At 72.8% G+C, this 13,990-nt stretch carries 11 protein-coding genes and 1 riboswitch; of the genes, 8 read left to right on the top strand and 3 right to left on the bottom strand.

Translation table 11 applies throughout. The annotated features are described in order from the left end of the window. The first annotated feature begins 82 nt into the window (after window positions 1-82). From QQG74_RS24560 to QQG74_RS24575, 4 genes are all read left to right on the top strand, one after another. A complete protein-coding gene (locus QQG74_RS24560) occupies window positions 83-2,197 on the top strand; it encodes an AAA family ATPase (protein WP_341717085.1) in 2,115 nt (704 codons plus the stop codon). Between the two features lie 148 nt (window positions 2,198-2,345). Next, window positions 2,346-2,477: riboswitch (cyclic di-AMP (ydaO/yuaA leader) on the top strand. A gap of 4 nt (window positions 2,478-2,481) precedes the next feature. Further along, window positions 2,482-3,588 (top strand): hypothetical protein, encoded by a 1,107-nt coding sequence (locus QQG74_RS24565; protein ID WP_341717086.1) that lies wholly within the window; start codon window positions 2,482-2,484, stop codon window positions 3,586-3,588. A gap of 168 nt (window positions 3,589-3,756) precedes the next feature. Beyond that, entirely contained in the window at window positions 3,757-4,737 is a 981-nt protein-coding gene (locus tag QQG74_RS24570) for a PfkB family carbohydrate kinase (protein WP_341717087.1), read from the top strand. Next, a complete protein-coding gene (locus tag QQG74_RS24575) occupies window positions 4,734-5,558 on the top strand; it encodes a 5'/3'-nucleotidase SurE (protein WP_341717088.1) in 825 nt (274 codons plus the stop codon). The genes QQG74_RS24570 and QQG74_RS24575 overlap by 4 nt, the downstream gene beginning before the upstream one ends. A gap of 118 nt (window positions 5,559-5,676) precedes the next feature. Here the strand turns inward: QQG74_RS24575 and QQG74_RS24580 are convergent, their stop codons facing one another. Beyond that, window positions 5,677-6,042 (bottom strand): STAS domain-containing protein, encoded by a 366-nt coding sequence (locus QQG74_RS24580; protein ID WP_111218982.1) that lies wholly within the window; start codon window positions 6,040-6,042, stop codon window positions 5,677-5,679. A 357-nt stretch (window positions 6,043-6,399) separates the two neighbouring features. Here QQG74_RS24580 and QQG74_RS24585 point away from each other — a divergent pair, with 357 nt between their 5' ends. Next, the gene (locus QQG74_RS24585) at window positions 6,400-6,546 is read left to right on the top strand and encodes a hypothetical protein (RefSeq protein WP_341717089.1); all 147 of its coding nucleotides are present in this window, start codon (window positions 6,400-6,402) and stop codon (window positions 6,544-6,546) included. Window positions 6,547-6,682: 136 nt separating this feature from the next. Continuing rightward, complete coding sequence (locus tag QQG74_RS24590; protein WP_341717090.1) at window positions 6,683-7,072, top strand: hypothetical protein; 390 nt, start codon at window positions 6,683-6,685, stop codon at window positions 7,070-7,072. Between the two features lie 150 nt (window positions 7,073-7,222). Here QQG74_RS24590 and QQG74_RS24595 read toward each other — a convergent pair whose 3' ends face one another. After that, a complete protein-coding gene (locus tag QQG74_RS24595) occupies window positions 7,223-9,415 on the bottom strand; it encodes a cellulose binding domain-containing protein (RefSeq protein ID WP_341717091.1) in 2,193 nt (730 codons plus the stop codon). 301 nt (window positions 9,416-9,716) lie between these two features. On the opposite strand from QQG74_RS24595, the gene QQG74_RS24600 reads away from it, so the two are divergent. Both QQG74_RS24600 and QQG74_RS24605 read left to right on the top strand, forming a co-directional pair. Then, a complete protein-coding gene (locus tag QQG74_RS24600) occupies window positions 9,717-10,406 on the top strand; it encodes a BON domain-containing protein (protein WP_341717092.1) in 690 nt (229 codons plus the stop codon). 97 nt (window positions 10,407-10,503) lie between these two features. Continuing rightward, a complete protein-coding gene (locus QQG74_RS24605; protein WP_341721353.1) occupies window positions 10,504-11,052 on the top strand; it encodes a DsbA family protein in 549 nt (182 codons plus the stop codon). An 11-nt stretch (window positions 11,053-11,063) separates the two neighbouring features. Here QQG74_RS24605 and QQG74_RS24610 read toward each other — a convergent pair whose 3' ends face one another. Further along, entirely contained in the window at window positions 11,064-13,910 is a 2,847-nt protein-coding gene (locus QQG74_RS24610) for a LuxR C-terminal-related transcriptional regulator (protein ID WP_341721354.1), read from the bottom strand. Window positions 13,911-13,990 lie beyond the last annotated feature (80 nt).

The following is a 13,990-nucleotide window of genomic DNA, read 5'->3' on the forward strand; positions in this document are numbered from 1 at the left end:
CGAAGGTGCCCTTCCGGGCTGCTGTTCGGCGGGGCGTAATCTCGTGCGGTTGGCCGGGCGGCGTCACGAGGAGAAGCGAGCGGTGGATCAGAGCACCCTGGATCAGGAGATCGCCGTCGAGCAACGGCATCTCGACCGGGTGTACGCGCGACTGGCCGAGCTGCGCCGCGCCGCGGTACGGGCCGAACGGGACGGCTACCGGCTGGCCCGGGTGGGCAACTTCGGCGCCCTTGTCGAGCGGGACGCGATGGTCTTTCACGCCGCCCAGCGGCGTCATCTGCTCGACGCCGAATACGAGGGACTTGTCTTCGGCCGGCTCGACCTGCGCGACGGGCAGGTGCTCTACGTCGGGCGGCTCGGCATCCGTGACGAGGACGCCAGCACGCTTGTGGTGGACTGGCGGGCACCGGCCGCCGCCGCGTTCTACCAGGCCACCCCCGCCGAGCCGCTCGGTGTGGTGCGGCGGCGGACGATCCAGTCCAGCGGCGAGCGGGTCACCCGGATCGAGGACGACCTGCTCGACCCGGACGCCGCGCCGCCGGAGATGCCGGTGGTGGGCGACGGCGCGCTGCTGGCCACGCTGTCCCGGACCACCGGCCGGGGCATGCGCGACATCGTGGCGACCATCCAACGGGAACAGGACGAGGCGATCCGCTCCCCCGGTTCCGGAGTCACCCTGGTCTCCGGCGGTCCGGGCACCGGCAAGACGGCGGTGGCGCTGCACCGGGCCGCGTACCTGCTCTACGCCGACCGCAGCCGGTACGCCGGCGGCGGCATCCTGGTGGTCGGCCCCTCCTCGGTCTTCGTCTCCTACATTGCCTCGGTGCTGCCGTCGCTGGGCGAGGAGACCGCCACCCTGCACTCGCTGGGCAGCCTCTTCCTCGGGGTGGCCGCCACCCGGACCGACCCGCCCGAGGTGGCGGCGATCAAGGGGTCGCTGCGCATGCGCAAGGTGCTGGAACGGGCCGCTCGGGACGCCGTGCCCGACTCGCCGGCCGAGCTGCGGCTGCTCTACCGGGGGCAGTTGCTGCGGCTGGAGCGGTCCGAGTTGGACGCCATCCGGGACCGGGCGTTGCCCCGGGGCGCCCGCCGCAACGAGGTGCGCCGGGCCGGCTTCGACGGGGTGCTCGCCGCGCTCTGGGCGCAGGCCCGCCGGCTGGGCATCTCCGGTCTGCCGGAGCAGCGGGCCTTCGAGGACGAGCTGATCGAGCGGACGGACTTCCGGGACTTCCTCAAGGCCTGGTGGCCCCGGCTGCATCCCCGGCACGTGCTCGGCTGGCTGGCGCAGCCGGACCGGCTGCGCCGCTACACCGCCGGCCTGCTCTCCGGTGCCGAGACCCGACTGCTCGGCCAGGCGTACCGGGAGTCAGCCGAGCGGGGGCCGAGCGTGGCCGACGTGGCGCTGCTCGACGAGTTGGACGCGCTGCTCGGCAAGCCGGTGCGTCCGGCCCGCCCGAAGCGGGACCCGTACCAGCTGGCCGGCGGGGTACGCGAGCTGAGCACCTTCGCCGACCGGCAACGGGCCGCCCGGCAGGCGGCCCGCGAACGCCCGGAGGACTACCGGGACTATGCGCACGTGGTGGTCGACGAGTCGCAGGACGTCTCGCCGATGCAGTGGCGGATGATCGGCCGACGCGGGCGGCTGGCCTCCTGGACCGTCGTCGGCGACCCGGCGCAGACCGCCTGGACCGGCGATCCGCAGGAGCTGGCCCGGGCCCGGGACCAGGCGCTGGGCCGGCGCCGCCGGCACCGGTTCACGCTCACCACCAACTACCGCAACTCGGCGGAGATCTTCGCGGTGGCGGCGGCCGAGATCCGCCGGGTGTACCCGGATCTCGCGCTGCCCACGGCGGTCCGCACCACCGGGGTCGACCCGGTGCAGCTGACGGTGCCGGCGGCGAAGCTGGCGAGCACCGTCGCGACGGCGGCGAGCACCCTGCTCGACGAGGTCGAGGGCACCGTCGGGGTGATCACGCCGGTGCCGCGTCGCGACGAGGTCGCGGCCTGGCTGGACGGCCTCGGTGGGGAGCGTCTCCAGGTGGTGACCAGCCTGGAGGCCAAGGGCATGGAGTACGACGGGGTGGTGCTGGTCGCCCCGGGCGAGATCCGGGCCGAGCCGGGCGCCGGGGTACGCACCCTCTATGTCGCCCTTTCCCGAGCCACTCAGCGGCTCACCACGATCGACCCGGTCGACTGAGCAATTCCGGGAAACTGCCGCCTTAGTGCCGTTATGTCTGATTTAATGGTGAACGAGCAAGTACCAGGAGTCACAGCAGCTGCACCAGTCACAGCAGTCCCGGTACGCTCGGACCCGGCCCCCGCCAGGCGGCACCCACCGGTGCCGGCGGTGGTCGCCGCCTAATCGCCCGCCAGGGCGAACCGGGGAACCATGTTCCTGGGGTGCATCCGCGCACGCGGTAGGGATCTTCCGTCCCGAACCCGTCAGCTAACCCGGTCGGCGGCTGACGGAAGGACATGTGCATGCCAGCAGTGGCAACCGTGAGACCGGCCGCCCGGATGGCGGCCCTGATCGCCGCGGGGCTCGCCCTCGTGTTGAGCGTCACGCTCGCACCGTTCAGCCCCGCGACCGCCGCGCCACCGGTATCGCGTGCGGCAGCCCCCGACGACATCGACGACGAGGGTGGCACCCCGGCACTGCGCGCCCAACTGGAGGCGGCCAGCAAGGGCTACCTCGACGCCAAAGCCGCGCTGGACCGCTCGGTGAAGCGGCAGAAGGAACTGGCCAAGCAGCTCAGCACCACCGAGCAGCAGCTCGGCGAGCGCACCGCAAAGGTGGCCGAGATCGCCTCGCAGGCCTACCGCACCGGCCGGCTCGGCGCCGCGTCGGCGCTACTGAACAGCGGCACCCCGGCCGGCTTCATGGACCGGGCGGCGGCGCTGGACGTGGTGGCCGCCAACGAGGACCGCGCGGTCCGCGAGCTACAGGCCACCCGCGACGAGATCCGCAAGACCAAGCAGGCGCTGGACCTTGAGATCCAGGAGGAACGCAAGCAGGTCGCCGTGATGGCCAAGCGCAAGGAGCAGGCCGAGCGGGCGCTGACCGTCGCCAACGAGCGGGCCGAGGCGGCCGAACGCGCCGCCGCAGCCGCCGAGCGGGCCACCCGGGCGCCGACCAGCAGCCGTGGGTCCAGCCCCACCGCCAAGCCGGCGCCGCGCAACGCCAACGGCTCGTGGCCGAAGGAGTCGTGCAGCGTCAACGACCCCACCCCGGCCAACGGCTGCATCACCCCGCGCACCCTGCACGCGCTCAACCAGGCCAAGGCGGCCGGCTTCACGCGGTACGTCTCCTGCTACCGCTCCGGCGGCTCGGGTGAGCACCCGAAGGGTCGAGCCTGCGACTTCGCCGCCCAGAAGAACGGCTTCGGCGGTGCGGCCACGGGTGGCGACCGGACGTACGGCAACAACCTGGCGGCGTACTTCGTGAACAACTCCGACCGGCTCGCCGTGCTCTACGTGATCTGGTACAAGCAGATCTGGCTGCCCAGCAGTGGGTGGAAGTCGTACAGCGGCGCTCGCGGCGACCCGTCGAGCGACCACACAAACCACGTCCACCTGTCGGTCTACTGATCGAAGACCGGCACGTCGGGTGGGTCGCCTCGCACGGCGGCCCACCCGACGTCGTTTTCGCCTCAGCCCGTCGCCGTGCGCCGTGCCGCCACCTTGGTTACCGTCCTTGCAGTAAGCGGACATTTCGTCAGCTCGAACGGAAGGAACGGTCATGGGCAGGTGCCAACCGTGAGCGGACGGGTCATGGTGTTCGCACCGACGCCGCTGCTCACCGTCACGATCGACAAGCCGAACGACGCCCCGGAGCTGCACCTGCATCCCGGCGGTCAGGGTGTCTGGCAGGCCCGGATGGTGCTGTCGCACGGTGTCGACGTGGTGCTCTGCACGGCGCTCGGCGGCGAGATCGGTCAGGTGTTGAAACCGCTGCTGATCAGCGAGGGGGTCGACCTCAAGGTGGTCACCCGCGACTCGGGCGGCAGCGGCGGGTACGTGCACGACCGCCGCGAGGGCACCCGCCGGGAGATCGTCGACGTGACCGGCCAGCCGTTGAGCCGGCACGAGCTGGACGAGCTGTACAACCTGGCACTCGGCGAGGGACTGCGGGCGGCGGTGAGCGTACTCAGTGGGCCGAACGACCCGTCCCTGGTACCCGCCGACCTCTACCGCCGTTTCGCCGCCGACCTCGGTGCCAACGGCAGCCGGGTGGTGGTCGACCTCTGTGGTGAGCACCTGAACGCGGTACTGGACAGTGGGGTCTTCTTCGTCAAGGTCAGCCACGAGGAACTGATCGCCGACGGGCGGGCGGCCGGCGACGAGGCGGAACAGCTCATCGCCGCGATGCACGAACTGCACGCCTCCGGTGCCGAGAACGTGGTGGTCAGCCGGGCCGACCAGCCGGCGCTGGCGCTTGTCGAGGGCGAGGTGTTCGAGGTGCTGATGCCCCGGCTGGAGGCCGCCGATCCGCGCGGCGCGGGCGACTCGATGACCGCAAGCGTGGCGGCCGTGGTGGCCCGGGGCGGCGACGTGCACACCGCCATCCGCACCGGTGCGGCGGCCGGCGCGTTGAACGTCACCCGGCACGGGCTGGGCACCGGCCGGCTCGATTCGATCACCGGCCTGGTCGACCGGGTCCGGCTGGAGCCGGCCGGCGTCCAGCCGCAGCAACGCACCACCCCGGACGAGTTGGCCCAGCGGGTGGCCGGGCGATGACCTTGCGAATCCTGATCACCAACGACGACGGCATCAGCGCGCCCGGCATCCAGGCGTTGGCCCGCGAAGCGGTCGAGCGTGGGCACGACGTGGTGGTGGCCGCACCGCTGGAGGAGGCGAGCGGCACCAGCGCCGCGATGAGCGCGCTGGAACAGGACGGCCAGGTGGTGGTACGCGACCACCCGCTGCCGGAACTGGACGGAGTGCCCGCGTTCGGGGTGGGTGGCAGCCCCGGCTTCATCGCGCTCATCGCCGTGCACGGCGCTTTCGGGCCGCCACCGGCGGTGCTGCTCTCGGGAATCAACCGGGGCGCCAACGCGGGGCGGGCCGTGCTGCACTCCGGCACGGTGGGCGCGGCGTTCACAGCCGCCGCCAACGGCTGCCGGGCCATGGCCGTCTCGCTGGACGTGTTGTCGGTGGGTGAGGCCACCGCAGCCAGCGGCGGTGCCGCGGTGGCTGCCGCCGCCCGGATACGCGACGCCGACCGGCACTGGTCGACCGCCGCCCGGGTCGCGTTGGACCTGCTGCCCCGGCTGACCGCCGGGCCGGTGGAGAGCGTGCTCAACGTCAACGCGCCGGACCTGCCCTTCGACCGGCTGCGTGGCGTCCGCCGAGGCACCCTGGCCACCTTCGGCCAGGTGCAGATGACCGTCGCCGAGTCCGGCCACGGCTTCGTGCGTACCGCCCTGGAGGAGCCGGGTGAGGTGGTGCAGCCCGGCACCGACCTGGCCCTGCTCACCGAGGGCTACGCCGCGGTGACGGCGGTCCGGGCCGTCACCGAGGCGACCGACGTCGACCTGTCGGATCTCGACGCCGGCTGAGCACGCCAGGACGGCCCTCTCCGGCGCTTGCACCGTCGACAGCTTGCACGGTCGACAGCTTGCACGGTCGACAGCTTGCACGGTCGACAGACGTGACCAGCCCAATCGACGGACGTGACTAGGCGCCGGGCAACACCTCGGGTGTCGCGGCGGCACCGGCGTAGTAGGGCTCGGGAGCACCGAAGAGGCCGAGCAGCCCGGTTACCCAGAGCTGTCGGTGCACGAACCGACTCGGCTCGGTGACGACCAGTTTCACACCACTGACTTCGGCCGTCTGGAAGCCGGCGACCATCGCGCTGATGCCCACCGAGTCGATGAAGGTGACCAGCCGCATGTTGAGCTCGATCCGGGCCGGGCGCCCCTTGGCCAGCACTTCGGCGATGGCCTCTTTCACCTCGTACGCGGTGTCGACGTCGATCTCGCCCCGCGGGGCGATCTCGATGACACCACCAGGCCGAACCGTTTGCAGGATCGACAGGCTCACGCGAGCACCTCCACTCGCCCGTCCGACGGGCGCCTCATCAGTACGCGGGCCGCGACCGAGAGTATTCCTCCAACGGCCTCGGTCGCCACCCCTCGGGATGAGCAATTCGCGAACGTGGGTGCGCCAAAAGCCCCACGCCCGGACCTTCCAGGACCAAACTACCCGACGCCGGATGGGTCACCCGCGCCGCCGAACCAGGGTAGCGGGCCGACGCCGGCCCGGCACTGATCCGACGTGCCGGCGTGCCCGCCGGCCGGACCGGCACTGGGCTGGCCACGGGCACCGTTGCGCCGACGGGCGCCGTTGGCGGGGTGTGCCTAGCATCACCGATGGACTCCACGAACGAAAGGACTGTCAATGCTTCGCAGACTTGCCGCGCTGGCCGGTGTCAGCGCCCTGCTCGCCCTCGTACTGGCCTGCGGATTCGGCGGCGGCGACGGGGACGACGATGACGATGACGACGACTTCGCCCGGGCCGCTGCCGTCGCCGTCGTGACCCGCTGACCGCCGACGGCCCGAGCGGGTTTGCGACGGCACCCGGCGGGGCACAGCTTGCCAGGCGAGCCCACCGCACCGGGCACGCCGCCGAGGAGGTCTGATCTTGGGTACCGGCCTCGGCACTGTCGAGGAGGGAACCCACATGTTCGGAACCAACCTGCTGGAGCGCCGCAGCACGCCGGAGCGGATCGCGGACCAGGCGTGGCAACACCTCGTCTCGGCCGTCAACACCGCCGGCGACAGCATCCGCGACACCGCCCGCTCGGCCCGGCACACCTCCGCCGGCCTCGCCGACGACGCCGGCGACCTGGTGGGCTCGGCCGCCGAGGAGGCCCGCCACCGGGCCACCCGGGCCTTCGACGCGCTGGCCGGGCGTCGTCCCGCGCTGCCCTGGACGCTGCTGATCGGCGCCGCCCTGGTCGGCGCCGCGATCGGCTGGGCCGCCGGTACCGCGGCGCGGGCCGCCGGCAGCCACGACCGCGCCGTCGAAGACATCGAGTTCATCGACGTCCAGCGCCCCAACGACGTGTAAGGAAGGGCCCCCTGTTAACGCCTCATGCATAGCAGGGGTCCCCTGTTAACAAACAGTCACGGCTCGCGACGACCGCCTGCCACGGCGACGGGCCCCGCCCGACCTCACCGGTCGGACGGGGCCCGGGTCGCTACCCGTACGGCGTACGGATCAGCGGCTGGTGCAACTGACGGTGGCCGGCGCGGCGTTGCTGCCGGTGGCGCTGGCGAGGAAGCCGACAGTGCCCGTGGCACCGGGGGTGAGGGCGCCGTTGTAGCCCGCGTCCCGCACCGAGACGGTCGCGCCGTTCTGGGTGTGCGTGCCACCCCAGAGCTGGGTGATCTGCTGACCGTTGGCGAACGTCCAGCCGACGGTCCACCCGCCGATCGCCGAGGTGCCCGAGTTGCGTACCACCACCTCGCCCTGGAAGCCGCCCGGCCACGAGCCGACGATCCGGTAACTGGCGGCGCATTCCCCGCTGCTCGGCGGCGGGGTGGTCGGCGTCGGGGACGCTCCGGTGGGCGTGGGTGTCGGGGACGGCCCGGTGGGCGACGGCGACGGGCCGGTCGGTGTCGGGCTGGGACTCCCACCGACCCGGTCCGCCACCAGGATGCCCCGGCCGTTGGTGCCAAGGTAGACCCGGCCGTAGATCCGGGGGTCGCCGGTGAGCGCGTCACCGGCGTTGCCGTACTGGTGCGTGTCGTCGTTGATGCGTACCCAGGTAGCACCGACGTCGTCCGACCGGTACACGCCGTGCTGGCCGCCCACGGTGCCGAACAGGTACAGCGCCGGGTACGTCTGTCCAGGGGCCGCCCGGCCGAAGCCGATGTTGCCGGCGGTGCTGACGGTGGTTGATTTGCTGAAGGTCGCGCCGGAGTCGGTGGAACGCCACAGCCCGCCCTGACCGGCCTGCCATAATTCACCCTCCCGGCCGGGCAGCGCCTTGAACCGGACGTTGCCGGTGCTCGGCAGCCCGGACGCGGCGGACGCGGTGAAGCTGGCGCCGCCGTCGGTGCTCAGGTAGAACCGGCCACCGTGCAAGCCGTAGCACCTGTTCGGGTTGACCCGGTCGGACTCGACCATCGCGTTGGCCGGGATGCCGGTCGACGCGGTCCACGAGTTGCCGAAGCCGACCGAGCGGACGACCTGCTGGCCGACGTCACCCGGAGCCCAGACGAAGCGGCTGCCGTCGGCCGCTGCGGCGACCGTACCGCCGTTGTTGATCCCGCCGGGCTCGGTGCCCTGGGACCAGTTCGCCCCGCCGTCGGTGGAGAACGCGACGTGGCTGTCGTTCGGCCGGTCGGCGTCGGTGAAGTTGCCGGCTCGGACCAGCACCGACGGGTTGGCCTCGGCGAAGTCCAGACTGGTGGTGCTGGTGAAGACCGGCTGGGTGAACATCATCGGCGGTACCGCGTCGAGGTTCGTGTGCCGGAAACCGCCGATGTCACCGAGGCCGCTGATCAGCGGAGCTCCCGACGGCGGACTGACCAGGTCGAGGACCGCGGTCTCCTCCAGGCCCTTGACCATGGGCCGGATGGTGACCGTGCCGCCGGTGTCCCAGCGGGTCAGGTCGGTGCTGCCGTAGATGGTCGCGCCGGTGCCGTACCTGAACCGGTTGGAGTCGTGCGGGTCGATCTCGACCGACTCGTTCATCCAGCCGAGCTTCGGCGTCTCCTCCGGAGGCTGCGGATTGGCGCCGAAGGTCAGCCACGGCACCGAACTGATGTCCATGGTGTACTTTTTGACCCGCTCCGGGTAGCTGCCCCAGTCCCAGATCCGGCTCCAGGTGGCACCGCCGTCGGTGCTGCGCCAGAGCCCGTTGCCGCCCTCGGCGCCGTGGTAGACGACGCTGTTGCGGTTCGGGTCGACGGCCAGCCGCTCCCCCATGCCCCGGCCCGGCATGTTGCCGCCGACCTTGAACGGCAACTCGAACGCCGGCCAGGTGTTGCCCTTGTCGGTGGAGCGCAGGATCGCGCCGTTGTTCGGGTCCCAGTCGTTTGTGTACATCCCGACGGCCGCGCACACCCGGTTGGTCTGCACCGGGTCGGTGGCCAGGCTGACCACGCCGTTCCATCCCCACCGGTCCGCGTCGACCCAGTCCAGCAGCGGAATCCAGGACTGGCTGCGCTGCTCCCAGCGGTACGCGCCGCCGATGTCGGTCCGGGCGTAGATGAGGTTCCGCTCGGTGGGGTTGAAAACGATGCCGGGGACGAAGCCGCCGCCGTCGATCCGGACGTTGCGCCAGGTGTACGCCTCGGCAGCGGCCTGGACGCTCGGTGCCGAACTCGCGTTGAGCGGCACCGCCAGCACGACTGCGGCGACGGCCAGCGCGGACACCACCGCGCCGACGAAACTTCTCCGCATCTGGGCTTTCCTCTCCGGGGGGAGACGCCCCTGCCCGGCACGGGGACGGACGGACGTGCACGCGGAACACCTGGCGGGAGTTGCCCTGACTCCGCCACCGGCGCGCTGGCTCCCGCACCCGAGGAATGGGCTTACCTTAGCCCTCCTCAGCGGCAGATGGAAGCGCTCCCAAGGCTTCGCCCGGTCCGGGTGAGGCCGGCTCACCCGAACGGCCACCAGCGTCAGTCACGGCGGCGCTGAACTGCTGGTCCGCCCCCGGTGCCGGGACGCCGGGCCCAGGCGGCGAGGAGGGAGCGACCCGATGGTCGACATCCGCACGATCAACCGCACCGACCAGGACATCCGATCCGCGGTGCTCGACGAACTCGACTGGGAGCCCCGGGTACGACCACACGAGATCGGGGTGACCGTCGCCGAGGGCGTGGTGACGCTGGCCGGACGGGTGGACAGCTACGCCAAGAAATGGGTCGCCGAGCGCGCCGCGCACCGGGTCGGGCAGGTTCGGGCGGTTGCCAACGATCTGACCGTACGGCTGGTCACCGGCGCGGAACGGGCCGACCCGGAGATCGCGATGGCGGTCGACCACGCCTTGCAGTGGCACGCCTTCGTGCCTGTCGAGCAGTTGGAGATCACCGTGTCCCAGGGTTGGGTGACCCTGCACGGCGAGGTCGAGTGGGAGTACCAGCGCCGCGCCGCGGAGCAGTCGGTCGGCCAACTGACCGGGGTACGCGGGATCAGCAACGGCATCCGCGTCCGGCCCGCCGTACGCCCGGACGGCGACCGGCTGGCCCAGCGGATCATCGACGCCCTGGCCCGCCACCGGGCCACCGACGCCGAGCAGGTCACGGTACGCGTACACGGCGACACGGTGCTGCTGAGCGGGTTGGTGCACTCGATGCCCGAACGCGCCGAGGTGGAGCAGGTCGCCTGGTCCGCGCCCGGCATCCGGGAGGTCCAGAACCACATCGCGGTCGCCCCGGTCCTGCACTGAGCCGACCACCCGTCGACGGTCGACGGGGTGAACCACCTGGGTCGGGTGAGTCGTGCTCACCCGGGCGGGAACGACGCTTGGCGGTATGACCGATCGGCTGAGCACGCCGCTGCGGGTCACCGCGCGGCTGCGTACCCCCGTCACTGGCGACGACCACGTCCGAGGGCCGGTGGACGCGCCGGTGACCCTCGTCGTGTACGGCGACTACCAGTGCCCGTTCTGCGGCCTGGCGTACGCGAACCTGCGGGAGGTGCTGCGGCAGCGGGCCGACATCGTCCGCCTGGTCCACCGGCACTTCCCGATCGCGAACCTGCACCCGTACGCGGAACGGGCAGCCGAGGCGGCCGAGGCGGCGGGCCGGCGGGGCCGCTTCTGGGACATGCACGACTGGCTCTACGGCCACCAGGACCAACTGGACCCGGTGCACCTGACGCTCGGCATCGAACAGCTCGGCCTGCCCGTCGCGGAGGTGGATGCGGAGATCGGGCGGCAGGCCGGCGGTGACCGGATCCGACACGACTTCGTCGGTGGCATCCGCAGCGGCGTGGACGCCACGCCCACCCTCTTCGTCAACGACATCCGCCACGACGGGGACTTCTCCCCACCCACCCTGCTGACCACAATCGACGCCACCCCGACCCGTTGACCTGGCGATAGTCAGATCAGGTGGAGGTCGCGGGCGCGGCGGACGGCGTCGCGGCGGCGGGTGGCGTCGAGCTTGCGGTAGATGTTGCGAACATGGGTCTTGACGGTGTTCACCGAGACGGACAGCTCCGCCGCGATCTCCACGTTGGACAGGATGCTCTGTAGGTAGCGCAGGATGGTCAACTCCCGCTCGGTCAGCGGCTCGTCGAGCGGTGTCACGGACGCCCCGGAGGGGGCCCGCTCGGCCGGTACCTCGACGGCCCGAACCAGGTCGCTGACCAGCGACCAGTGTGCTGTGCCGGCGTCGAGCCGGGCGGCCAGCAGGTCCCGCAGCCCTGGCTCGCCCCGGGTGAACGGCCGGCGGTAGCCGTCCGGGGCGGCCAGGTCGAGCGCCTGTTCCAGGATCCGTCCGGCCCGACGGTCGTCGCCGGTCCGACCGGCCAGCAGGGCGTCCAGCAGGGCGGCGTCGAGGCGTACCGGTAACGGCCAGTCCGCTGCCGACGCGGCGGCCCAGTCCGGGAGCAGGCGGGCGGCGGCACGTGGATCGCCGGACCGCAGCTCGACCCGGGCCGCCGCGACGGCCAACGCGGCCTCCGCTCCCGGCTGGACGGCGGCCAGCTCGCGGGCGTGCGGCGGGTCCGGGCGTGCGACCGCCAGGTCGCGGGCGCTCTGCGCCTCGCCGCGAGCGCGGTGCAGATCACGGGCGCGGTGCAGATCACGGACGCTGTGCAGATCACGGGCGTGCAGATCACGGGCGCGGTGCAGATCATGGGCGCTGTGCAGATCACGGGCGTGCAGATCATGGGCGCTGTGCAGGTCGACCTCGGCGGCCAGCAGCCACGCGGCCAGCTCGCCGGGGCGGTCCGACCACTTGGCGCGGGCCGCCACCAGCAGCCGGTGGCCGGCGCTCAACTCACCCTCGTCGCAGCGCAGGTACCCGCGGCACCAGGCCGCCACCGCACCGGCCACCGGTTCCCGGGTGGCAGCGGCGGTGAGCCCCAGGTTCGCCGCCGCCTCCGCCGGCTGGTCCCGGTGCAGTGCCACCAGGGCCAGCGCCAGATAGGCGTACCCGCAGTCGACCGGCGCCGACCAGCCCTGACAGGGCGGTAGGGCCAGCGCGCCCCGGGCCGTCTGCTCGGCCGCCCGCAGCTCCCCGCGGACCGCGCTGAGCAGAGCCGACCGGCTGGCGCAGACCAGCTCGGTACGGGTGCGCCCGGCCTGCCGTGCCGCCGCCAGCGCCGCCGCGAACCCGGTCGCCGCCGCGCCCAGGTCACCCGCGTCCAGCGCGAGCAGGGCCAACGCGGTGCCGGCCACCGCGCGTACGTCGGCGTCATCACCCGCGTCGACGAGCGGCGCTGCGGCGGCGGCCGGGGCAGCAGTCGGTACTGCGGTCCGGGTGGCCAGCAGATGGGTGGCGGCGACGCGTACCGCCTCGGCGTCACCGGCCAGCTGGGCCAGGACGAGTTCGACCACGGCGACGAGCCGCCCGAACCGGGCCCGACGCGGTTCCGGCAGGGCTCGCCCGTGCGTGGCGGCCGGTCGCAGGAGCTCCCGGGCCGCATCGATGTCGCCGTCGAGCGCCCGCTGGGTGGCCGCCGCCAGCGCGAGTTCCGGGTCAGCCGCCAACGCCTCCGGCGCAGGCAGCGTGGGCGGCGCGGCGGTGCGGACAATCCGGTCGTACGGCATGAGTTCCGGCCAGCGGGTGACGAACAGGTCGCTGGCCCGCGTCCAGTCGCCACCGGCGAACGCGTGGCGCAGCGCGTCGACCGGCCGGCCATTGCCGCCGTACCAGCCCGCCGCGCGCAGGTGCAGCTCACGCAGTTCCTCGGCCGGTAGCCGGCCCAACTCGCGGCGCAGCAGGTCAGCCAGGAGCGGCGGGCATCGGTACCACGCCGGACGGCCGCCGTCGTGGTGCAGCAGGCCGGCGTTCTCGGCGAGACCGCTCAGCCGGGTCTCCGCGTCCGCGCCGCCGGTCAGCGCCTCGGCGAGTCCGGCGCACACGGTGTCCGCGACCGCCGCCCGACGCAACAGCTCCCGGTCCGCCGGTTCCAGTCCGGCCAGCACCTCCTCGCGCAGGTAACCGGCCAGCTCCGGCTGGTCCGCGCCGAGTTGGGCGATCCAGCGCTCCGGGTCCGGCTGCTCGCGCAGTGCGAGCGCCGCGATCCGTATCGCCGCCGCCCACCCCTCGGTACGCTCCCGCAACCGTCGTACCGCAGCGACCGGCATCGCCACCCCGTGCGCGGTCAGCAGGTCGGCGATCTCGTCGCCGGTGAAGGCCAGTTCATCCGGACCGATCTCGGTCAGCTCCCCGGCCAGCCGCAGCCGCTGCACGGCCAGCGGCAGCCCGGAGCGACCGGCCGCCACCAGGCGTAACCGCTGCTCGGTGTGGCGCAGCAGGAACTCCAGGCCGGTAAGCGCGGCCGGGTCGGTGATCCGGTGCAGGTCGTCCAGGATCAGCACGGCCGGCCGTTCCCGGGCGGCGAGCGCCGCCGCCAGCACCTCCAGTTCGTCCGGTCGCGGGGCCCGGTCGGGTACCGCCGCCACGGCGGCCGGATCCCCGCCGGTATCCGCGACCGAGCGCAGCGCCGCAGCGAGGTACGCCCAGAGCCGGTCACTGTCGTCTCCGGCCTCGACGCAGACCCAGGCCGGTACGGGAGCGGCCGGGTCTGCCTCGGCGACGGCCCGCCGCCAGGTGGCGAGCAGCGTCGTCTTGCCCCAGCCCGCCGGGGCGCGGAGCAGGGTGACCGGCCGGGCCACCCCGTCGTCGAGCAGCCGGGCCAACCGGGGGCGCAGCACGACCGGCTCGGGCAGCGCGGCAGGCGCCAGCCGGGACGCCAGCAGGGGCGGGCCGGCCGACATCGGGGCCGGCGCGGCCCGGACATCGCTGCGGCCAGCGGCCCGGACATCGCTGCGGCCAGCGGCCCGGACATCGCTGCGGT

The sequence above is a fragment of the Micromonospora sp. FIMYZ51 genome (assembly GCF_038246755.1).
Lineage (GTDB): Bacteria > Actinomycetota > Actinomycetes > Mycobacteriales > Micromonosporaceae > Micromonospora.

Coding starts and splice junctions, on each gene's coding strand:
- QQG74_RS24565 (WP_341717086.1), top strand. CDS start 2,482: ATGCCAGCAGTGGCAACCGTGAGACCGGCCGCCCGGATGGCGGCCCTG.
- QQG74_RS24575 (WP_341717088.1), top strand. CDS start 4,734: ATGACCTTGCGAATCCTGATCACCAACGACGACGGCATCAGCGCGCCC.
- QQG74_RS24585 (WP_341717089.1), top strand. CDS start 6,400: ATGCTTCGCAGACTTGCCGCGCTGGCCGGTGTCAGCGCCCTGCTCGCC.
- QQG74_RS24590 (WP_341717090.1), top strand. CDS start 6,683: ATGTTCGGAACCAACCTGCTGGAGCGCCGCAGCACGCCGGAGCGGATC.
- QQG74_RS24595 (WP_341717091.1), bottom strand. CDS start 9,415: ATGCGGAGAAGTTTCGTCGGCGCGGTGGTGTCCGCGCTGGCCGTCGCC.
- QQG74_RS24600 (WP_341717092.1), top strand. CDS start 9,717: ATGGTCGACATCCGCACGATCAACCGCACCGACCAGGACATCCGATCC.
- QQG74_RS24610 (WP_341721354.1), bottom strand. CDS start 13,910: ATGTCGGCCGGCCCGCCCCTGCTGGCGTCCCGGCTGGCGCCTGCCGCG.